Origin of the sequence: Bradyrhizobium arachidis, assembly GCF_015291705.1 — a bacterium.
Classification (GTDB): domain Bacteria; phylum Pseudomonadota; class Alphaproteobacteria; order Rhizobiales; family Xanthobacteraceae; genus Bradyrhizobium; species Bradyrhizobium arachidis.
Genome location: NZ_CP030050.1, coordinates 1,188,843 through 1,209,197 on the forward strand (window position 1 = coordinate 1,188,843; position 20,355 = coordinate 1,209,197).

General features: G+C 64.9%; 16 protein-coding genes. 10 read left to right on the forward strand and 6 right to left on the reverse strand.

What is annotated here, in order from left to right; translation table 11 throughout:
- The first annotated feature begins 123 nt into the window (after positions 1–123).
- The 6 genes from pimC (at position 124) to WN72_RS05925 (ending at position 8,557) form a co-directional block, all read left to right on the forward strand.
- On the forward strand, positions 124–1,314 hold the full coding sequence (gene pimC, locus WN72_RS05900; protein WP_092216612.1) for a pimeloyl-CoA dehydrogenase large subunit: 1,191 nt from the start codon (positions 124–126) through the stop codon (positions 1,312–1,314).
- A 176-nt stretch (positions 1,315–1,490) separates the two neighbouring features.
- Positions 1,491–2,633: a pimeloyl-CoA dehydrogenase small subunit gene (pimD, locus tag WN72_RS05905; RefSeq protein WP_027561235.1), complete on the forward strand. Its 1,143-nt coding sequence runs from the start codon at positions 1,491–1,493 to the stop codon at positions 2,631–2,633.
- A gap of 134 nt (positions 2,634–2,767) precedes the next feature.
- A complete protein-coding gene (locus WN72_RS05910) occupies positions 2,768–3,541 on the forward strand; it encodes an SDR family NAD(P)-dependent oxidoreductase (protein ID WP_092216611.1) in 774 nt (257 codons plus the stop codon).
- 272 nt (positions 3,542–3,813) lie between these two features.
- Complete coding sequence (gene glpK / locus WN72_RS05915) at positions 3,814–5,316, forward strand: glycerol kinase GlpK (protein WP_092216610.1); 1,503 nt, start codon at positions 3,814–3,816, stop codon at positions 5,314–5,316.
- 83 nt (positions 5,317–5,399) lie between these two features.
- Positions 5,400–7,847: a penicillin acylase family protein gene (locus tag WN72_RS05920; RefSeq protein WP_092216609.1), complete on the forward strand. Its 2,448-nt coding sequence runs from the start codon at positions 5,400–5,402 to the stop codon at positions 7,845–7,847.
- A 116-nt stretch (positions 7,848–7,963) separates the two neighbouring features.
- Positions 7,964–8,557 (forward strand): GNAT family N-acetyltransferase, encoded by a 594-nt coding sequence (locus tag WN72_RS05925; protein WP_027561231.1) that lies wholly within the window; start codon positions 7,964–7,966, stop codon positions 8,555–8,557.
- 41 nt (positions 8,558–8,598) lie between these two features.
- Here the strand turns inward: WN72_RS05925 and WN72_RS05930 are convergent, their stop codons facing one another.
- On the reverse strand, positions 8,599–9,033 hold the full coding sequence (locus WN72_RS05930) for a DUF6636 domain-containing protein (RefSeq protein ID WP_092216608.1): 435 nt from the start codon (positions 9,031–9,033) through the stop codon (positions 8,599–8,601).
- Between the two features lie 114 nt (positions 9,034–9,147).
- Positions 9,148–10,131 carry a threonine/serine dehydratase gene (locus tag WN72_RS05935; RefSeq protein WP_092216607.1) on the reverse strand — a complete coding sequence of 328 codons (984 nt, stop codon included), beginning with the start codon at positions 10,129–10,131 and terminating at the stop codon, positions 9,148–9,150.
- Positions 10,132–10,158: 27 nt separating this feature from the next.
- Here WN72_RS05935 and WN72_RS05940 point away from each other — a divergent pair, with 27 nt between their 5' ends.
- The gene (locus tag WN72_RS05940) at positions 10,159–10,461 is read left to right on the forward strand and encodes an ArsR/SmtB family transcription factor (protein WP_027561229.1); all 303 of its coding nucleotides are present in this window, start codon (positions 10,159–10,161) and stop codon (positions 10,459–10,461) included.
- Between the two features lie 153 nt (positions 10,462–10,614).
- Entirely contained in the window at positions 10,615–11,244 is a 630-nt protein-coding gene (locus WN72_RS05945; RefSeq protein WP_092216606.1) for a glutathione S-transferase family protein, read from the forward strand.
- 292 nt (positions 11,245–11,536) lie between these two features.
- Here the strand turns inward: WN72_RS05945 and metH are convergent, their stop codons facing one another.
- Positions 11,537–15,388: a methionine synthase gene (metH, locus tag WN72_RS05950; RefSeq protein ID WP_092216605.1), complete on the reverse strand. Its 3,852-nt coding sequence runs from the start codon at positions 15,386–15,388 to the stop codon at positions 11,537–11,539.
- A 6-nt stretch (positions 15,389–15,394) separates the two neighbouring features.
- Positions 15,395–16,315: a methylenetetrahydrofolate reductase [NAD(P)H] gene (metF, locus tag WN72_RS05955; protein ID WP_167380863.1), complete on the reverse strand. Its 921-nt coding sequence runs from the start codon at positions 16,313–16,315 to the stop codon at positions 15,395–15,397.
- 386 nt (positions 16,316–16,701) lie between these two features.
- Here metF and WN72_RS05960 point away from each other — a divergent pair, with 386 nt between their 5' ends.
- Positions 16,702–17,718: an LLM class flavin-dependent oxidoreductase gene (locus WN72_RS05960; protein WP_092216603.1), complete on the forward strand. Its 1,017-nt coding sequence runs from the start codon at positions 16,702–16,704 to the stop codon at positions 17,716–17,718.
- Between the two features lie 112 nt (positions 17,719–17,830).
- Here the strand turns inward: WN72_RS05960 and WN72_RS05965 are convergent, their stop codons facing one another.
- Complete coding sequence (locus WN72_RS05965) at positions 17,831–18,688, reverse strand: prephenate dehydratase (protein ID WP_092216602.1); 858 nt, start codon at positions 18,686–18,688, stop codon at positions 17,831–17,833.
- A 21-nt stretch (positions 18,689–18,709) separates the two neighbouring features.
- Positions 18,710–19,450, reverse strand: a complete 741-nt coding sequence (locus WN72_RS05970) for a 3-deoxy-manno-octulosonate cytidylyltransferase (RefSeq protein WP_027561223.1) — start codon at positions 19,448–19,450, stop codon at positions 18,710–18,712.
- A 221-nt stretch (positions 19,451–19,671) separates the two neighbouring features.
- On the opposite strand from WN72_RS05970, the gene WN72_RS05975 reads away from it, so the two are divergent.
- Positions 19,672–20,229: a c-type cytochrome gene (locus WN72_RS05975; RefSeq protein ID WP_027561222.1), complete on the forward strand. Its 558-nt coding sequence runs from the start codon at positions 19,672–19,674 to the stop codon at positions 20,227–20,229.
- Positions 20,230–20,355 lie beyond the last annotated feature (126 nt).

Consider the following 20,355-nt stretch of genomic DNA (forward strand, 5'->3'; position numbering starts at 1 on the left):
CGAAGCGGCGAGCCCGGAATCCATAACCACCAGTCTGGGATATGGATTCCGGGCCTGCGCCTGCGGCACATCCCGGAATGACGGCGGGTTTGGTAAGAATAAAATCGCTCACAGGAGGATCCGATGGATCTCGCATTCACGAAAGAAGAGCAGGCGTTTCGCGAGGAAGTGCGGTCGTTCTTCCGCGACAACGTGCCGCCGGATACGCGGCGCAAGCTGGTCGAGGGCCGCCACCTCTCGAAGGACGAGATGGTGACGTGGTGGCGCATCCTCAACAAGAAGGGCTGGGGCGTCAGCCACTGGCCCAAGCAATATGGCGGCACCGGCTGGACGAGCGTGCAGCACTACATCTTCAACGAGGAGCTGCAGTCCTATCCGGCGCCGCAGCCGCTCGCCTTCGGCGTCAGCATGGTCGGCCCCGTCATCTACACCTTCGGCAACGAGGAGCAGAAGAAGCAGTACCTGCCGCGCATCGCCAATGTCGACGATTGGTGGTGCCAGGGCTTCTCCGAGCCGGGCTCCGGGTCCGACCTTGCTTCGCTCAAGACGAAAGCCGAGCGCAAGGGCGACAAGTGGATCATCAATGGCCAGAAGACCTGGACCACGCTCGCCCAGCACGCCGACATGATCTTCTGCCTCTGCCGCACCGACAACAATGCGAAGAAGCAGATGGGCATTTCCTTCATCGTGTTCTCGATGAAGTCGAAGGGTGTCACCGTGCGCCCGATCCAGACCATCGACGGCGGCGTCGAGGTCAATGAGGTCTTCTTCGACGACGTCGAGGTGCCCGTCGAGAACCTGATCGGTGAGGAGAACAAAGGCTGGGATTACGCAAAATTCCTGCTCGGCAATGAGCGCACCGGCATCGCCCGCGTCGGCGTCTCCAAGGAGCGGCTGCGCCGCATTCGCGATCTCGCCGGCAAGGTCGAGTCGGGCGGCAAGCCGGTCATCCAGGATGCCGCGTTCCGCGAGAAGCTCGCGGCCTGCGAGATCGAGCTGAAGGCGCTCGAGCTGACGCAGCTCCGCGTCGTCGCCGATGAAGGCAAGCACGGCAAGGGCAAGCCCAATCCCGCCTCCTCGGTGCTGAAGATCAAGGGCTCCGAGATCCAGCAGACCACCACCGAGCTCTTGATGGAAGTGATCGGCCCGTTCGCCGCGCCTTACGACGTCCACGGCGATGACGGCTCCAACGAAGCCATGGACTGGACCGCCCAGATCGCGCCGAGCTACTTCAACAACCGCAAGGTCTCGATCTACGGCGGCTCCAACGAGATCCAGCGCAACATCATCGCCAAGGCGGTGCTGGGGCTGTGATCTGCTCCCTCTCCGCGAAGGCGGGGAGGCCCATGTTTCCACCGTCATTCCGGGGCGCGACGAAGTCGCGAGCCCGGAATCCATAACCACCAATCGGGATTATGGATTCCGGGCCTGGCCCTTCGGGCCATCCCGGAATGACGAAGCCAAATAGTCCGGTACGAGGAACCAAAGAAATGGATTTTGACCTGAACGAGGAGCAGCGGCTTCTCAAGGAAAGCATCGACGGCCTGCTGACCGATTCCTACGATTTCGAGCAGCGCAAGAAGTACATGAAGGAGAAGGGCGGCTGGAGCAAAACCGTCTGGGGCAAGCTCGCCGAGCAGGGCCTGCTCGGTCTGCCCTTCGCGGAGGCCGATGGCGGCTTCGGCGGCGGCGGTGTCGAGACCATGATCGTGATGGAAGCGCTCGGCAAGGCGCTGGTGCTCGAGCCGTATCTGGCAACGGTCGTGATCGGCGGTGGCTTCCTGCGCCATGCCGGCAGCGATGCGCAGAAGGCCGCGCATGTGCCCGGGATCATCGACGGCAGCAAGACGCTGGCTTTCGCCCAGCTCGAGAAGAACTCCCGCTACGATCTGTTCGACGTCTCGACGACGGCAAAGAAGAAGGGCGACGGCTGGGTCATCGACGGCGAAAAATTCGTCGTGCTCAACGGCGAGAACGCCGACACGCTGGTCGTCACCGCCCGCACCAAGGGCGATCGCCGCGACAAGACCGGCATCGGCGTGTTCCTCGTTCCCGCGAACGCCAAGGGCGTCACCAAGAAGTCCTACCCGACCCAAGACGGCCTGCACGCCGCCGACATCACTTTTACGGGTGTCGAGGTGGGCGCGGATGCTGCCATCGGCAATCCCGACGACTCGCTCTCGCTGATCGAGCGCGTGGTGGACGAAGCCCGCGTCGCGCTCTGCGCCGAGGCAGTTGGCCTGATGGACGAGTCGCTCAAGACCACGGTCGAGTACATCAAGACGCGCAAGCAATTCGGCGTCGCGATCGGCTCGTTCCAGTCGCTGCAGCACCGCGCCTCCGACATGTTCGTCGCCGCCGAGCAGGCGCGCTCGATGTCGATGTTCGCGACCATGGCTGGTGATTTCGAGGACGCCAAGGAGCGCTCCAACGCGATCGCCGCGGCCAAGGTGCAGATCGGCAAATCGCTGAAGTTCGTCGGACAGCAGGCGATCCAGCTCCACGGCGGCATCGGCATGACCATGGAGGCGAAGATCGGCCACTACTTCAAGCGCCTCACCATGATCGAGAACACCTTTGGCGACACCGACTACCACCAGCGCCGCGTCGCGGATGCGGGTGGGTTGATCTAGTCGACACACAATGACTGTCATCCCGGGGCATCGCGCAGCGATGAACCCGGGATCCATCGGGCGGCGTCACGCGCGGTGAAATGGATTCCGGGTTCGCGCTTCGCGCGCCCCGGAATGACCAGGAAGGGACAACAATGAAAAACACCCCGTTCGATCTCACCGGAAAAGTCGCCGTCGTCACCGGCTCCAGCCGCGGCATCGGCCGCTCCTCGGCCGAGCTGCTGGCCAAGCTCGGCGCCAAGGTCGTTGTCTCCTCCCGGAAAGCGGAAGCGTGCAAGGAAGTCGCCGACGGCATCAACGCATCCGGCGGCGATGCCACCGTCATCCCCTGCAACATCGCGCGCAAGAACGAGGTCGAGGCGCTGATCTCCGGCGCCACCAAGCATTACGGCAAGATCGACATCCTCGTCTGCAACGCCGCCGTGAACCCGTATTACGGCCCGCTGCTCGACATCTCCGACGAGGCCTTCGACAAGATCATGGGCTCGAACGTCAAGAGCAACATCTGGCTTTCTGCGCTCGCGATCCCGCAGATGGCCGAGCGCGGCAATGGCTCGGTCGTCATCATCTCCTCGATCGGCGGCCTGCGCGGCTCCACGGTGATCGGCGCCTACGGCATCTCCAAGGCCGCCGACTTCGCGCTGTGCCGCTCGCTCGCCGGCGAATGGGGCCCGAAGGGCGTTCGCGTCAACTGCATCGCGCCCGGCCTCGTCAAGACCGATTTCGCCCGCGCATTGTGGGAAGACGAAGCCATGCTCAAGCGCCGCACCGCCACCACGCCGCTTCGCCGCATCGGCGAGCCCGACGAGATCGCCGGCGCAGTCGCCTACCTCGCCTCCGACGCCTCGAGCTTCATGACCGGCCAGACCATCGTCATCGACGGCGGCGTGACCACGGCGGCGGTGTAGGGATTTGCTCCGATCTCTCGGCTCGTCGTCCCGGACAAGCGAAGCGCAGATCCGGGACCCATAACCACAGGGAGTGGTTTGACGAAGACACTTGATTGCCAGCTCGGCCTCTAATTTCTCCCTGGGGTTATGGGTCCCTGCTTTCGCAGGGACGACGGCGGAGCTTGAGGCGCGCTTAGGGATATTGACCTTCCGCCTCCAATCCGCTCCCTTTGGCGCGACACAATGATCCCCCACGGGATAACGCCGAGAAAACGCCAAGGTAAGCCGCCATGTCTTTCGTCCTCGCCATCGACCAGGGCACCACCTCTTCGCGCGCGATCGTGTTTCGCGGCGATATTTCCATTGCGGCGAAGGCGCAAGCCGAGTTTCCGCAGCATTTTCCGGCCTCGGGCTGGGTCGAGCACGAGCCGGAGGACATCTGGACCTCGACCGTGATCGTCTGCCGCGAGGCGATCGAGCAGGTCGGCATCAGCGCAAAGGACATCGCCGCGATCGGCATCACCAATCAGCGCGAGACCACCGTGGTGTGGGACCGCGCTACGGGCCAGGCTGTGCACCGCGCCATCGTCTGGCAGGACCGTCGCACCGCCGACATCTGCGCGAAACTAAAGGCCGACGGTCGCGAACCCGTGATCTCGCAGAAGACCGGCCTGATCATCGATCCCTATTTCTCCGGCACCAAGATCGCCTGGATCCTCGACCACGTTCCCGGCGCGCGCGCACGCGCCGCGCGCGGAGAATTGATGTTCGGCACCATCGACTGCTACCTGCTCTGGCGCCTCACCGGCGGCAAGGTGCACGCCACCGACGCCACCAACGCCTCGCGCACGCTGCTGTTCAACATCCACACCGGCCAGTGGGACGACGAGCTGCTGGAGATCATCGGCGTGCCGCGCTCGATGCTGCCCGAGGTGAAGGATTCCTCGGCCCGCTTCGGCGAGACCACGCCGGATCTGTTCGGCGGCGCCATCGCCATCTCAGGCATTGCCGGCGACCAGCAGGCCGCGACCATTGGCCAGGCCTGCTTCCGCCCGGGCATGATGAAGTCCACCTACGGCACCGGCTGCTTTGCGCTGCTCAACACCGGCACCACGCCGGTCGTGTCCAAGAACAAGCTGCTGACCACCGTCGCCTACCAGCTCGACGGCAAGCGCACCTATGCGCTCGAAGGCTCGATCTTCGTGGCGGGGAGCGCCGTGCAGTGGCTGCGCGACGGCCTCGGCATCATCAAGCACGCCGCCGAGACGGGACCTCTCGCGGATCAGTCGGACTCGATGCAGAGCGTCTATCTCGTCCCCGCCTTCGTCGGCATGGGCGCGCCCTACTGGAATCCGCGCGTGCGCGGCGCGCTGTTCGGCCTCACCCGCAACACCGGCCCCGCCGAGCTCGCCCATGCTGCGCTGGAAAGCGTCTGCTACCAGACCTTCGACCTCTGGGCCGCGATGCGCGCGGACTGGCCGAGCTCGGAGACGGCCAGCGTCGTGCTCCGCGTCGACGGCGGCATGACCGCCTCCGACTGGACCATGCAGCGCCTCGCCGACCTCCTCAACGCACCGGTCGATCGCCCAGTGATCCAGGAGACCACCGCGCTCGGCGCCGCCTATCTCGCTGGCCTCAATGCCGGCGTCTATCCCGAGCCGACGAAGTTCGCCGACAATTGGCGCCTCGAGCACCGCTTCAAGCCGAACATGAGCGAGGCGACGCGCGAGCGGAAGCTCGCAGGATGGGCGCGCGCGGTGAAGGGCGTGCTCGCGAGCGACGAGGGGGAATAGCGGGCGCGCACCCGGATTGCGCTCCGCTCCGTCCGGACTACAGGGCTTCACCGGCAATAAGAACAACAATGGGAGGAACGACAATGAACACGGATTTCAACCGGGTCATGCAAAAGCTCTGCGGCGCGGCGATCTGCGCCGCACTGCTCACCTCGACGTCCATCGCGCGCGAGAAGCCGAACCCGCTCGAGAGCGCGCGGCAGGTCAAGACCGACGTCGCCGGCCTCAACGCCCCCGCCCAGATCCTGGTCGACGTCTGGGGCATCCCGCACATCTACGCCGGCAACGAGCACGACCTGTTCTTCCTGCAAGGCTTCAACGCCGCGCGCGACCGGCTCTGGCAGATCGACCTCTGGCGCAAGCGCGGGCTCGGGCTGCTCGCCAAGGATTTCGGCCAAGCCTATGTCGAGCAGGACAAGGCGCTGCGGTTGTTTCTCTATCGCGGCGACATGAATGCGGAGTGGGCGGCCTACGGTCCCAAGGCGAAGACCTATGCCGAAGCCTTCGTCGCCGGCATTAACGCTTATGTGGCCGACGTGCGCGCCGGAAAACGCCCGCTGCCGATCGAGTTCAGGATCGCCGGAACGATGCCGGATCCATGGACGGCGGAGGATGTCGTTCGCATCCGCAGCCACGGCCTGACGCGCAACGTCGCCTCCGAGGTCAAGCGTTCGCTGGTCGCCTGCGCCGCAGGCCTCGAGGCCGATCGCTTCCGCGTCAAGCTCGAGCCGGCCTGGACCACGAAAATTCCTGATGGCCTTGACCCCTGTACCGTGCCGAAGGCCGTGCTCGCGCCTTACGATCTCGCGACACGTCCGGTCGCCTTTGCCGCGCCCAAGGACCAGAAGGCCGCGCTCGCGCACGATCCTGACAAGTTTCTCACCGAGGCCGATCAGCAGCGCGACACCATCGGCTCAAACAATTGGGTGATCGCAGCCTCGCGCACCGCGACGGGTCGCCCGATCCTCGCCAACGATCCGCATCGCGAGCACAGCGTGCCCTCGCTGCGCTACATCGTCGGGCTCAATGCGCCCGGCCTCTCCGTGATCGGTGCCGGCGAGCCGGCGCTGCCCGGCATCTCGATTGGCCACAACGGCACCATCGCCTTCGGCCTCACCATCTTCAATGTCGACCAGGAAGACCTCTACGTCTACGGGCTCAATCCCGAGAATCCCAACCAGTATCGCTACGGCAGTGGCTGGGAGGACATGCGCATCGTCCGCGAGAAGGAGCAGGTGAAGGGCGAGGCCGATCGCGACCTCGAGCTGAAATTCACCCGGCACGGGCCGGTGATCTACGTCGATGACGCAGGCAAGCGCGCCTTCGCGGTTCGCTCGATCTGGTTCGAGCCCGGCACCTCCGCCTATTTCGGCTCGTCGGACTACATGACCGCGAAGGACTGGAACGGCTTTCTCGCGGCGATGCGCCGCTGGGGCGCGCCGTCGGAGAACCAGGTCTATGCCGACACCCGTGGCAATATCGGCTGGGTCGCCGCCGGCAAGACTCCGCGCCGCGCCAATTATGACGGCCTGATGCCGGTGCCCGGCGACGGCCGTTACGAATGGAAGGACTTCCTCTCGCTCGACGATCTGCCGAAGGCCTATCAGCCGAAGCAGGGTTTTCTCGCCACGGCGAACCAGATGAATCTTCCGGCGGATTATCCCGTGGCCGAACGCAAGGTCGGCTTCGAATGGGCCGACAGTGCGCGCTGGCAGCGCATCACCGAGGTGCTCAGTGCGAACAACAAGGTCACGCTCGCCGATGCCATGGATCTGCAGAATGACGACACCGCGATGCTGGGGCGGCGGCTGGTCAAGCTGCTGCAGCCTTTGTCGTCGGACGACGCCAATGTGAAGAAGGGCCTCGAGCTGCTGAAGCCATGGGACGCCCGCGATGCCGCCGACAGCGCCGCCGCGGCCGTGTTCGAGGTCTGGATCGCCAACCATCTTGGTCCGGTGTTGCTGAAGACCACCGCGCCCAAGGCGGTCGATCTGATCGCGCCCGAGGCCTCCAGCATTTCGGCGGTCGTCGCCTATCTCGAATCGCCCGATGCCGCGCTCGGCTCCGATCCTGCCGCCGGACGTGACCAGGTGCTGCGCGAGAGCCTTGGCGCCGCGGTTGCCGACGTCGCGGGCAAGCTTGGCGCCGACTCCTCCACCTGGCGCTGGGGCCGGCTGCACGTCGCAAAATTCGACCATGCCTTGATGCCGCTCGCCGACAAGGCCACCGCGGCGCAATTGTCGGTCGGCCCGCTCGCCTTCGGCGGTGCCGCCAACGTGCCGCGCGCCGCCACCTATCGCCGCTCGGACTATCAGCTCCTCTCCGGCGCCTCGTTCCGCATGGTGCTCGATGTCGGCAATTGGGATGCGAGCCGCACCATCAACACGCCGGGCCAGTCGGGCGATCCCTTCAGCGGCCATTACCGCGACCTCGCGCCGCTCTGGGCGACGGGACAGTATGTCCCGCTGCTCTACAGCCGCCCGGCGGTCGAAGCTGCGACGGCGGAGGCGATCACGCTGACGCCGCGATGAACGACACGCATCCACAAACACGCTGTCGCCCCGGCCTAGTGCGCAATTGCGCACGGAGCCGGGACGACACTGATTGTATGGCCGCCGCTTTGGCCTAAACTGAACGAGCCAGCCCCATGATCCTGCCCGATGGTTATTCCGACGTTCCCGCCGGGAAAATCGCGGCGGTCGTCACCCATCTGGAGATGACCGCGCCTCCCGCACGCCGCGATGATCCACCCGGCAGTTGGTCCCTGCGCAAGGTCGATGCGCCCGCGCTCGACTGGTATCGCGATCTCTACCGCCGCGTCGGCGAGGAATGGCTGTGGTTCTCGCGGCCGCGCATGAGCGACGCCGAACTCGCCGCAATCATCCACGCGCCTGATATCGAGGTCTACTCACTGGTTGTAGACGGCCGCGATGAAGGTCTGCTGGAGCTGGACTTTCGCGAAGCCGGTCAGTGCGAACTGGTCTATTTCGGCGTCACCGGGAGCCTGATCGGCACCGGCGCCGCGCGCTTCCTGATGAACCGCGCGCTGGAGCGCGCATGGTCGCGCGAGACGTACCGTGTCTGGGTGCACACCTGCACCTTCGACCATCCCTCCGCAGTCGCGTTCTACCAGCGCTCCGGCTTCCGCCCCTTCCGCCGGCAGATCGAGATTGCGGACGATCCGCGGCTTGACGGCATGGCGCCACGCGATGCCGCGAAGCATGTGCCGATCATCGAATAGGGCGGGAAACCGTCTCCCGAATGTCACTTCGCTCTGCGACCTCAAAACACCTTCTGCTCCGCCCGCGCCAGCGAAAATCCGTGCTGCATGGCGTTGAAGCACGTCACTCCCGTCTGCTCCGACCGGCAGGTGAAGCCCGAGCGCTGCCACACCTCGCCATAGGCGAGCACAGGCAGCGAGGCGTCCATCACGCTGTCGCCGGCGCAGATGCGCCCCGCGCTGCCCTTGGTGCTCATCTCGAAGGCGTGACCCCAGTCGAGTTCGCAATCGGAGGGGCGGCGCGGAAGCGTGTCGGTCACCATGATGTCGCAGCGGAGCAGGCCTTGTTTATTTTCCTGGCCGTTATCGGCAAAGAATTGGCAGACGATGTTTCGCGACGGCGTCAGGAAGCCGATCGGACGGTCTTGTGCATGGGCGCGACCAAGCGGCAATCCAAGCAGGATCGACATCAGGAAAACGGTGCCCGGCCTGATCATGCAATCCCCCCAACTAGAGCATGATCCGGAAAAGTGCGGAGCGATTTTCCGAAAAGATCATGCTCAAACAACGACCTAAAGCGCGATGACGATTCATCCCCATCTCATCGCGCTTTAGCTGTCGAAATTCACCGCCGTCGTGTTGGCGCCGCAGACCAGCACCGCGATGCGCTCGCCGGCCGAGGGAAGATAGCGGCCGGACAGCAGCGCGGCAAATGCGGCTGCGCCGCCGGGCTCGGTGACGAGACGCAGCCGCGACCACAGGGCGGCCTGGGCTTGCCGGATCGCGTCGTCGCTGACGAGGACGACGCGCTCGACGTGGGAGCGCGCGATCGGAAACATCAATGCGCCGACGCGCCGCGGCGCGAGACTGTCGGCGGCGATGCCGCCGGCCGGCGCATCGACCGGAGCGCCGGCCGCGAAGGCGGCATGCAGGGTTGGCGACTGCTCCGGCTCGACCGCCACGATGCGCGTCCGGCCGGCGCACCATGCCGCAATGCCGCCGATCAATCCACCGCCGCCGACGGCCACCAGCAGCGTGTCGATACCGGGCGCATCCTGCTCCAGCTCCAGGGCGACGCTGCCCTGGCCAAGCAGGGTTTCGGCTTGGTCGTAGGCGTGGACGGCCAGCGCGCCGGTCTGCGCGACATGCGCTTCGCTGGCGGCAAGCGCATCGGCGTAGCGGTTGCCGGCGATCACGAGCTTTGCGCCATAGCCGCTGATGCGCTCGGCCTTGGCCGGTGAAGTGATGTCGGGCACGAAGATCGTGGCGGGAATGCCGAGCCGCTGCGCCGCATAGGCGACCGCCGCGCCGTGATTGCCGCCGGACGCCGCGACGACGCCGGCCGCCGGCACCTGCCGCAGCAGCAGATTGGCAAAGGCGCCGCGCGCCTTGAACGATCCGGAATGCTGCAGCATCTCGAGCTTGAACGTCACGGACGCCGCCGGCAGGCCGAAATCGGCGAGATCGGCCTGAATGAGCGGCGTGCGCCTGATATGTGGACGAATGACCGCCTCGGTCGCCGCGATCCGCTCCCGATTGATGTCCATTGTCGCTGTCATGATGGCCTCCTCCATACCGCATCGGAGAGTTGACATCAATTAGGTAATTAGCAAAATGGCTAAATGAAATTCGCAGTCGCCTTGCGCGCGCTGGCCAATGAGCGCCGCCTGCAGATCCTGGACTGGCTGCGGGATCCGCGAAAGCATTTCCGAGAGCAGGCCGACGGCGACCTGGTCGAGGACGGCGTCTGCGGATTGCTGATCGCCGAAAAGCTCGGCGTCAGCGCGCCGACCTTGAGCGAGCACATGCGGGTGCTGACGGCGGCAAAGCTGGTGCGTGCCAAGCGGATCAAGCAGTGGACGATGTACAAGCGCGACGAAACCGCGATCGCCGCCATCAAGCGCGAGATTCGCGACGGTCTCTAAACGCGCAGTGCGTGTGGGTGGCGGTGATGCCATCGAGCGCACCGATGCACTCGCAGCAATGCTCCATGTCCAAGATATTTCTTGCGCCGCGCTGATCTTCTCGCGGAGACTGCACGGCCCTGCCGTGTCCAACGATCGAGAAGAGCGAGAACCATGTTCCTGATCGGCCAATATGATTCCCCCTTCGTCCGCCGTGTCGCGATTGCGCTGAAGCTCTACGGGCTCGCCTTCGAGCACAGGCCGTGGTCGACCTTCGGCGATGCCGACAAGATCGCGCCGTACAATCCGCTGCGCCGCGTGCCGACCCTGGTGCTCGACGACGGCGAGGCGCTGATCGAGAGCGCCATCATCCTCGATTATCTCGACGAGCTCGTCGGCGAGGCGAAGGCAATGCTGCCGCGCGGCGGCGCCGACCGGCGCAGGCATTTGCGCATCTGCGCGCTCGCCTGCGGCCTCGGCGACAAGGCAGTGAGTCTGCTCTACGAGCGCGTGCTGCGGAAGGAGCAGCTTGCGCTGTGGGTCGAGCGCTGCCAGGCGCAGATTTCCGACGTGCTCGGCGTGCTCGAGGCCGAGCGCGCGAGGGTGACGACGCCGTACTGGCTCGGGATGCGCATCGGCCACGCCGACGTGGCGGTGGCCTGCGTCACCCGCTTCACCCGCGAAGCGCATCCGCAGCTGTTCGATGCCGCGCGCTACCCGGCGCTAGCAGCCCACGCCGACCGTTGCGAAGCGCTGGCGCCGTTCAAGGAGATGGTGCAGCCACTGGCGCCACCAAAGGGGTGAGGCCCCTCTGTCATTCCGGGGCGCGCCACTTGGCGCGAGCCCGGAATCCATAGTGCAGCGCGTGATGCGGACAAATGGATTCCGGGCTCGCGCTACGCGCGCCCCGGAATGACGGCGATGGGTGAGGCGGAGAGGACCAGCCGGGCGCTGCAGCCGATCCTGTATTGATACAGCTGTTTTGCCCGACGGAGCAAGTCATTTTCGGCAAGACCGAAATTGCATCAAGCCTCTCAACCCATCGCTACTGTGCATGGGGTTGTTTTGGTTTTTATGTCCTGAAGCGGGGGCGCGCCTAACCCGCGCCCGCCCGCTTCTTCTGCCAGACCAGATGCACCGCGCAGGTGCAGCCCGGCGGATGCGAGGCGAGGTCCTTTGACGTCTCGTCGTTCGCAGGCGTCGCAGCAAACGCCTTGTCCGCGTCCTGCTGCTGCGGGATGTAGTTCAGCACCGGCGCGAGCCAGCGCTCGGTCTCCGCCACCGTCATGCCCTTGCGCGCGGCATAGTCCTCGACCTGGTCGCGCTCGATCTTGCCGACGCCGAAATAATAGCTCTCGGGGTTTGCGAAATAGAGCCCGGACACGCTCGAGCCCGGCCACATCGCATAGCTCTCGGTCAGCTTCACGCCGGCGGTCGCTTCCGCATCGAGCAGTTCGAACAACGTCGCCTTCTCGGTGTGATCGGGCTGCGCGGGATAGCCGGGCGCGGGGCGGATGCCCTGGTACTTCTCCAGGATCAGCTCGTCGTTGGAGAGCGCTTCGTCCGGGGCATAGGCCCAGAACTCGCGGCGCACGCGGGCATGCATGCGTTCGGCGAAAGCCTCCGCCAAGCGGTCGGCCAGCGCCTTGCACAGGATCGAGGAGTAGTCGTCGTTGGCCATCTTGAAACGGTCGGCGACCGCATCCTCGCCGATGCCGGCGGTGACAACGAAGCCGCCGACATAGTCGGGCACGCCGGTGGGCGCGACGAAGTCCGAGAGCGCCGCATTGAAACGACCCTCGCGCTTCTCGAGCTGCTGGCGCAGCGTGTGCAGCGTCGCGATCTGCCTGGTGCGGCTCTCGTCAGCATAGAGCGCGATGTCGTCGCCCTGAGCGTTGGCCGGCCAGAAGCCGATCGTGGCACGCGCCCGGAACCATTTCTCCTTCACGATGGTATCGAGCATCTTGCGCGCATCGTCATAGAGCGAGCGCGCGACCTCGCCGACCTTGTCGTCCTTGAGGATGGCGGGGAAGCGGCCCGCGAGCTCCCAGGTCTGGAAGAACGGCGTCCAGTCGATATAGGGCACGAGCTCGGCGAGGTCGTATTCGTCAAAGCTCCTGGTGCCCAGGAAGGTCGGCTTCACCGGCTTGCTCTTGGCGAAATCGACCGGCACGCGGTTGGCGCGAGCGGCGCTGAGCTTCAGCCGCTTCTTGTCCGCCTGCGCGCGCAGATGCGCGTCCGAGATCTTTGCGTATTCGGCCCGCACCTCGGCAGCATAGGCCTCGCGCTTCTCGGGCGAGAGCAGCGAGGAGGCGACGCCGACGGCGCGGCTGGCGTCGTTGACATGGACGACCGGGCCGGCGCGATAGCTCGGGTCGATCTTCACCGCCGTGTGCACGCGGCTCGTCGTGGCGCCGCCGATCAGCAGCGGCAGCTTCAGGCCTTCGCGCTGCAATTCGCCGGCGAAGAACGCCATCTCGTCGAGCGAGGGCGTGATCAGGCCTGAGAGACCGACGATGTCGGCCTTCTCCGCCTTCACGGTCTCGACGATCTTGGCGGCCGGCACCATCACGCCGAGGTCGATGACTTCGAAGTTGTTGCACTGGAGCACGATGCCGACGATGTTCTTGCCGATGTCGTGGACGTCGCCCTTGACGGTCGCGAGCACGATCTTGCCGGCGGACGAGGAGCCCTCAGTGCCGATTCCGTTGGCGAGGTTGCGGGCCTTCTCCTCCTCCATGAACGGCATGAGATAGGCAACGGCCTGCTTCATGACGCGTGCGGACTTCACCACCTGCGGCAAAAACATCTTGCCGTCGCCGAAGAGGTCGCCGACGACGTTCATGCCGGCCATCAGCGGTCCCTCGATCACGTCGAGTGGCCGCGAGGAATTCTTGCGGGCTTCTTCGGTGTCCTGCTCGATGAACTCGGTGATCCCGTGGACCAGCGAATGCGACAGCCGCTTCTCCACCGGCCATTCACGCCAGGCAAGATCAGCTTCCTTGCTCTCTGTCTTCTTGCCGCGGAATTTCTCCGCGAGCGCCAGCAGGCGCTCGGAGGCGCCCGCGTCGCGGTTGAGGACGACGTCCTCGCAGGTCTGGCGCAATTCGGGATCGATGTCGTCATAGACGATCATCTGCCCGGCATTGACGATGCCCATGTCCATGCCGGCCTTGATGGCGTGATACAGGAACACCGAGTGCATGGCCTCGCGCACCGGCTCGTTGCCGCGGAACGAGAAGGAGAGGTTGGACACGCCGCCCGAGATGTGCGCGCCGGGCAGGTTCTGCCGGATCCAGCGCGTCGCCTCGATGAAGTCGACGCCGTAATTGTTGTGCTCCTCGATGCCGGTCGCGATCGCGAAGATGTTCGGATCGAAGATGATGTCCTCGGGCGGGAAGCCGACCTTGTTCACGAGGATGTCGTAGGCGCGCTTGCAGATTTCGGTCTTGCGCGCGAAGGTGTCGGCCTGGCCGACCTCGTCGAACGCCATCACCACGACGGCGGCGCCATGGCGCCGCGCGATCTTCGCCTCGTGGATGAATTTCTCCTCGCCTTCCTTCATCGAGATCGAGTTGACGACCGGCTTGCCCTGCACGCATTTCAGGCCGGCTTCGATCACGGAGAATTTCGAGGAGTCGACCATCACGGGGACGCGGGCGATGTCGGGCTCGGCGGCGACGAGGTTGAGGAAGGTCACCATCGCGGCTTCAGAGTCGAGGAGGCCCTCGTCCATGTTGACGTCGATGATCTGCGCGCCGTTCTCGACCTGGTCGCGCGCGACCTGCAGCGCGGCGGTGTAGTCGCCGTTCGTGATCAGCTTGCGGAAGCGGGCCGATCCCGTGACGTTGGTGCGCTCGCCGACGTTCACGAACGGGATCGCATCCGTCAGCACGAACGGCTCGAGGCCGGAGAGGCGCAGCTTTGGTGCGATCTCCGGCACGACGCGCGGCTTGTGCGGGGCCACCGCAGCGGCGATTGCCGCGATGTGGTCCGGCGTGGTGCCGCAGCAGCCGCCGACGATGTTGACGAGGCCGTCGCGGGCGAACTCACCGACCAGGCGGGCCATATACTCAGGTGTCTCATCATACTGGCCGAACTCGTTGGGCAGACCGGCATTCGGATAGGCGCAGACGAGCGTGTCGGCGACGCGGCCGATATCGGCGATATGCGCGCGCAAATCTTCGGCGCCGAGCGCGCAGTTGAAGCCGATGGTGATGGGTTTGGCGTGCCGCACCGAATTCCAAAACGCTTCCGGCATCTGGCCCGAGAGCAGGCGGCCGGACTTGTCGGTGATGGTGCCCGACACCATCACGGGCATGTCGATGCCGAGCTCTTCGGTGATCTCGGCGATGGCGTAGAGCGCCGCCTTGGCGTTGAGCGTGTCGAAGATGGTCTCGACCAGCAGGAGGTCGACGCCGCCGTCGAGCAGGCCGCGGATCTGCTCGCCATAGGATTTGCGCAAGTCGTCGAAGGTGACGGCACGGTAGCCGGGATTGGCGACGTCAGGCGAGATCGACGCGGTGCGGTTGGTCGGTCCGATGGCACCTGCAACGAAGCGCGGCTTGCCGTCCTCGGCTGCGACGCGGCGGGCGGCATTGCCGGCGAGGCGAGCACCTTCGCGCGCCATCTCGTAGACAATGTCGGTGAGGTCGTAATCGGCCTGCGCGATCGAGGTGGTGGAGAAGGTGTTGGTCGCGACGATGTCGGCCCCGGCACGCAAATAGGCGGCGTGGATGTCCTCGATCGCCTGCGGCTGGGTCAGGATCAACAGATCGTTGTTGCCGCGCAGGTCGCGATGGAAATTCTTGAAGCGCTCGCCGCGGAAGGCGGCCTCGTCGAGCTGCAGGTTCTGGATCATCGTGCCCATGGCGCCGTCGAGCACGAGGATGCGCTTGCGCGCGGCGTTGAGCAGGGCAGTTCGCTTGGCGGAAACGGGTACGGTCATTTTCTCTTACGCAGCCTTCTGGGCGCTCTTGGCGCGGATGCCGAGCAAATGGCTGATCGCGAACACGAGATCGGCGCGGTTCATGGTGTAGAAATGGAAGGTGTCGACGCCGTGCTTGGCGAGCTTCTGCACCTGGCCGGCGGCAACGGTCGCGGCGACCAGCTTGCGGGTCTCGGCGTCGTCATCGAGGCCTTCGAACTTCGCGGCGAACCAGTCCGGCACGGTGGTGCCGGCACGCGTCACGAAATTACGGGCCTGCTTGAAATTGTGCATGGGCATGATGCCCGGCACGATCGGAATGCTGATGCCGCGCGCACGCACGCGATCGAGATAGCGGAAGTAGAGGTCGTTATCGAAGAACACCTGGGTGATCGCGCGCGTCGCGCCGGCATCGACCTTGGCCTGAAGCGTGTCGATGTCGGCGTCGAAGTCGCGCGCCTCGGGATGCTTCTCCGGGTAGGCCGAGACGGACACCTCGATATCCGCATGCCGCTTCTTGATCCCCGCGACGAGCTCGGCCGAGCTCTGATAGCCCTCGGGATGACTGGAGTAGGGCGTGCCGATGCCGCCGACGGGGTCGCCGCGGAGGCCAACGATGTGGCGGACGCCGACCTCGTGATAGCGATCGACGATCTCGTCGATCTCGCCGCGCGAGGCGCCGACGCAGGTCAGATGCGCCGCCGGCAGCAGCGCGGTCTCTTTCAGGATGCGGGAGATGGTCGAATGCGTGCGCTCGCGGGTCGAGCCGCCGGCGCCATAGGTCACCGAGACGAAGTTCGGGTCGAGCGGCGCCAGGCGGTTTATTGTCTCCCAGAGATTCCGCTCCATATCTTCCGTCTTGGGCGGAAAGAACTCGAACGAGATCGCAGGCCGCTTCAGGTGCCCGTCTTGCCCTTCGTTGCGGGCAGGAATCGTCAGGTCGGTCATAGCACCACTCACTCCAGATTTTGGCGGCCGGCGGTCGGGTCTAGATTGGGAGAGGGTAAGATAAGCCAAAGCGGTTGCACTCGACAGCCCATCGATGATGGGAAATCGCCCACTTTGCGGTCGATTATGTGAATTATCGCCAACCGTGAGAAATGAAGTGGGAAACAGGATATCTGATAATTGGCATATATATCAGTATATTAGTCTGGCGGAAGTGGCTGCGGTAGTCGATTTACGTGGGTGGGCAGTATGAATCTTATGTTGTTGAGCTAAAACCTGTCCCACCGCTCTAGCTCGGCCCGCCGCCGGCGCTCGCGGCCGGCACACGCCAGACCTGCGCAGTCTGCCCATTGCTGCTGCGCCGGCCTCCATTACGTTACCGCGCCATGATCCCGCTTTCAGTCCTCGACCTCTCGGTCGTCACCACAGGCACAAAGCCCGCTGCGGCGCTGCGTAACAGCATCGACCTGGCGCGCCATGTCGACGGGCTCGGCTACGTCCGCTATTGGCTCGCCGAGCATCACAACCTCGCTTCGGTCGCGAGCCCCGCGCCCGACGTGATGATCGGCCAGATCGCGGCGGTGACGAAGCATATCCGCGTCGGCTCCGGCGGCGTGATGCTGCCCAACCACGCGCCGCTGGTGGTGGCCGAACGCTTCAAGATGCTGGAGGCGCTGTTTCCCGGCCGCATCGATCTTGGCCTTGGCCGCGCGCCCGGCACCGACGGTGCCACGGCCTATGCGCTGCGCAGCCGGCTCGACCGCCGCGAGGGCGACGATTTCCTGGAGCGGCTGCACGAGCTGATCCTGTGGGAGACCCGCGAATTCCCTTCGGGACATCCTTACAACAACGTCGTCGCGATGCCGGACGATACGCCGCTGCCGCCGATCTGGCTGCTCGGCTCCAGCGATTATTCCTCGGAGCTCGCGGCCCAAGTCGGCATGGGCTTCGCCTTCGCTCATCATTTCGCATCCCATGATGCGATCGACGCGATGGTGCACTATCGCAACCACTTCCAGCCTTCGGCCTGGAGTGCGAGCCCGCGTGCGATCCTCGCCGTCGCTGTCATCGCAGCGGACACGGATGAAGAAGCGGAAAAGCTCGCCACCTCGTTCGATCTCAACCGTCTGCGCCGCGACCGCGGCCAATATTTGCCGTTGCCGAGCGTCGAGGAGGCGCTGGCTTATCCGTATACGGATGTCGAGCGCACCTCGATCCTCCGCAACCGTTCACGCCTGTTCGTCGGCAATCCGGCGACCGTGCAGAAGAAGCTTCAGCCGCTGATCGATGCCAGCAAGCCGGACGAGCTGATGGTGATCACGGCCGTGTACGATCACGAGGCGCGGAAGAGGTCGTATTCGCTGCTGGCCGAGGCGTTCGGGCTGGCGAAGCAGGCTGCGTAGATACTCACCGTCATTCCGGGGCGATGCGAAGCATCGAACCCGGAATCTCGAGGTTCTCAGGTGCGCAAGTGCGCACCATAGTTCACGCTTCGCGTGCCCCGGAACGACGACATCAATCCTGGGCCTCGCTGAACGTCGCGCGGAACGGGTGGCCGGGATAGACGCCGACGATGCGGAATTCGCGCGAGAAGAACTTCAGCTCCTCGATCGCAAACGCAAGGCCCTTGTCTTCGGGGTGGCCATCGACGTCGGCATAAAACTGCGTGGCGAAGAAATTGCCGTCGACCATGTAGCTCTCGAGCTTGGTCATGTTGACGCCGTTGGTGGCAAAGCCGCCGAGCGCCTTGTAGAGCGCGGCCGGCAGGTTGCGCACGCGAAATACAAAAGTCGTGACCAGTGGGCCCGAGCCCTGCGCGGCCCATTTCGGCTCGCGCGCCAGCACCACGAAGCGCGTGGTGTTATGCGCCTCGTCCTCGATGTCCTCGGCGAGGATATCGAGACCGTAGATCTTGGCGGCGAGGCGCGAGGCGATCGCGGCGACGGTCTTGTCTTTGCGCTCGGAGATGTCGCGGGCGCTACCGGCGGTGTCGGCGTGCACGATCGGTTTGATGCCGAGCTTGCGGATGATGCGCCGGCACTGGCCGAGCGCATGGACATGGCTCTCGACGCTCTTGATGTCCGACAGCTTGGTTCCCTTCACCGCCATCAATTGATGGCGGACCGGGAGAAACCATTCGCCGATGATGAACAGGCCGGAGGCCGGCAGGAGATGATGGATGTCGGCGACGCGGCCTGCGACCGAGTTCTCGATCGGGATCATGCCGAGATCGGCCTCGCCCGACGAAATCGCCGACAGCGCGTCTTCAAACGTGGCGCAGGGCATCGGCTCGGCGTCGGGATAGGCCTCGACGATGGCGATGTGGGAATTGGCTCCGGGCTCGCCCTGGAATGCGATCTTCATCTTGCTCATGCTCGGCCTTGTAGCAGCGGCTCAGGATTTGGAAAGGATGCTGCGCGCGGTTTCGAGATCGGGCGGCGTGTCCACCCCGCGAGGCACGGTGTCGACGATCATGATGTCGATGCGCATGCCGGCTTCCACCGCCCGGAGCTGCTCAAGGCTCTCTTGTTTTTCGAGCGGTGAGGGCGGTAACGACACGAACCGCTCCAGCGCGGCGCGGCGATAGGCATAAAGGCCGATGTGGTGGTATCGCGGTCCGTTGCCGTAGGGGGCGGTAGCGCGTGTGAAATAAAGTGCCCGCATCCGCCGCGGTCCGATCGGCGAGCCGATCGCCTTCACGACGCTCGGCGCGAGGTCCTCCTCCTCGGTGTGGATCTGCGAGGCCAGCGTCACGATGTCGACCGCCGGGTCGTCAAAAGGCGGCAGCACCTCGCGGATGGTCTGCGGCGTGATGGTCGGGAAATCGCCCTGGAGATTGATCACGATCTCGGCCTTGCAGTCCGGATCGAGCTTCTGCATGGCCTCGTGGATGCGGTCGGAGCCGGAGGGGTGCGTGGAGCGGGTCATCACGGCCTCGCCGCCATGGGCCGTCACGACGGATGCGATCTCGTCCGTATCGGTTGCGACCGCGACTCGGCCGATCCCGGCGGCCTCGGCGCGGCGCAGCACATGCACGATCATCGGCAGGCCCGCGATGTCGGCGAGCGGCTTGCCGGGCAGGCGGGTGGCGGCCATGCGGGCCGGGATCAGCACCAGGATGCGGGGATCGGTCATCTGTTCAAGGGCCTGGAAACGGGAGGTTTTCCGCGTCGAGAAATGGGGTGGGGACGGGCTGAAAGCCGGGTCGCTTATACGGGTTGCCAGACCCCGGGCAAACCGATATCTCAATGGCAAAACTCGGGGAAACAATAAGGAACGCTTTTGATTCTCCCGAGGCTCGTCCTGGCGGCCGCCCGGCCGCTATTTCCTTACTGCGGTGTGGGGCCTGGCCGGAAATGGACTCTTTCGAACTCAATAAAATTCTCGGTGCCGTGCTCGGCACCTGTCTCATCCTGCTGGTGACGAGCTTCACCGCCCAGGCACTGTTCTCGCCCAAGATGCCGGAAAAGCCGGGCTTCGAGATCGCGGTCAAGGAAGATGCCGGCCACGGCGGCAAGGAAGGTGGCGCGGCCGCCGCATCGTCCGAACCGATCGAAAAGCTGCTCCAGACCGCCTCCGTCGAGAAGGGCGCTGCGGCCGCCAAGAAGTGCGGCGCCTGCCACACCTTCGAGAAGGGCGGCCCGAATCGCGTCGGTCCCAACCTCTACGGCGTCGTCGGCGAAGCCAGGGGTGAGGGCCGCAACGGCTTCAACTTCTCGGCTGCCATGAAGGCCAAGGGCGGCACCTGGACCTTCGACGACCTCAACAAGTTCATTGCCAGCCCGAAGGGCTTCATCCCGGGCACCGCGATGGGCTTCGCTGGTATCCCCAAGGATTCCGAGCGCGCCGACGTCATCGCCTATCTGAACTCGCTGTCGGAGCATCCGCAGCCGCTGCCGACGGCGTCGAAATAAGGCGTCAAAAACCAGACTTGGAACAAACGGCCAGGCTGAAAAGCCTGGCCGTTTCTGTATCCGGGCCTCGCGATGACGTTATCGGGGCGTTTGGCCGCATCCGAGAGGCCGTCCGGTCTTCCAACA

What these genes read in the sequence shown, in the direction of transcription:
- WN72_RS05930 (WP_092216608.1), bottom strand. Translation starts at nt 9,033, where the DNA reads ATGATCAGGCCGGGCACCGTTTTCCTGATGTCGATCCTGCTTGGATTG.
- WN72_RS05975 (WP_027561222.1), top strand. Translation starts at nt 19,672, where the DNA reads ATGGACTCTTTCGAACTCAATAAAATTCTCGGTGCCGTGCTCGGCACC.
- WN72_RS05970 (WP_027561223.1), bottom strand. Translation starts at nt 19,450, where the DNA reads ATGACCGATCCCCGCATCCTGGTGCTGATCCCGGCCCGCATGGCCGCC.
- WN72_RS05920 (WP_092216609.1), top strand. Translation starts at nt 5,400, where the DNA reads ATGAACACGGATTTCAACCGGGTCATGCAAAAGCTCTGCGGCGCGGCG.
- WN72_RS05935 (WP_092216607.1), bottom strand. Translation starts at nt 10,131, where the DNA reads ATGTCAACTCTCCGATGCGGTATGGAGGAGGCCATCATGACAGCGACA.
- WN72_RS05940 (WP_027561229.1), top strand. Translation starts at nt 10,159, where the DNA reads ATGAAATTCGCAGTCGCCTTGCGCGCGCTGGCCAATGAGCGCCGCCTG.
- WN72_RS05910 (WP_092216611.1), top strand. Translation starts at nt 2,768, where the DNA reads ATGAAAAACACCCCGTTCGATCTCACCGGAAAAGTCGCCGTCGTCACC.
- pimD (WP_027561235.1), top strand. Translation starts at nt 1,491, where the DNA reads ATGGATTTTGACCTGAACGAGGAGCAGCGGCTTCTCAAGGAAAGCATC.
- glpK (WP_092216610.1), top strand. Translation starts at nt 3,814, where the DNA reads ATGTCTTTCGTCCTCGCCATCGACCAGGGCACCACCTCTTCGCGCGCG.
- metH (WP_092216605.1), bottom strand. Translation starts at nt 15,388, where the DNA reads ATGACCGTACCCGTTTCCGCCAAGCGAACTGCCCTGCTCAACGCCGCG.
- WN72_RS05945 (WP_092216606.1), top strand. Translation starts at nt 10,615, where the DNA reads ATGTTCCTGATCGGCCAATATGATTCCCCCTTCGTCCGCCGTGTCGCG.
- metF (WP_167380863.1), bottom strand. Translation starts at nt 16,315, where the DNA reads ATGACCGACCTGACGATTCCTGCCCGCAACGAAGGGCAAGACGGGCAC.
- pimC (WP_092216612.1), top strand. Translation starts at nt 124, where the DNA reads ATGGATCTCGCATTCACGAAAGAAGAGCAGGCGTTTCGCGAGGAAGTG.
- WN72_RS05965 (WP_092216602.1), bottom strand. Translation starts at nt 18,688, where the DNA reads ATGAGCAAGATGAAGATCGCATTCCAGGGCGAGCCCGGAGCCAATTCC.
- WN72_RS05960 (WP_092216603.1), top strand. Translation starts at nt 16,702, where the DNA reads ATGATCCCGCTTTCAGTCCTCGACCTCTCGGTCGTCACCACAGGCACA.
- WN72_RS05925 (WP_027561231.1), top strand. Translation starts at nt 7,964, where the DNA reads ATGATCCTGCCCGATGGTTATTCCGACGTTCCCGCCGGGAAAATCGCG.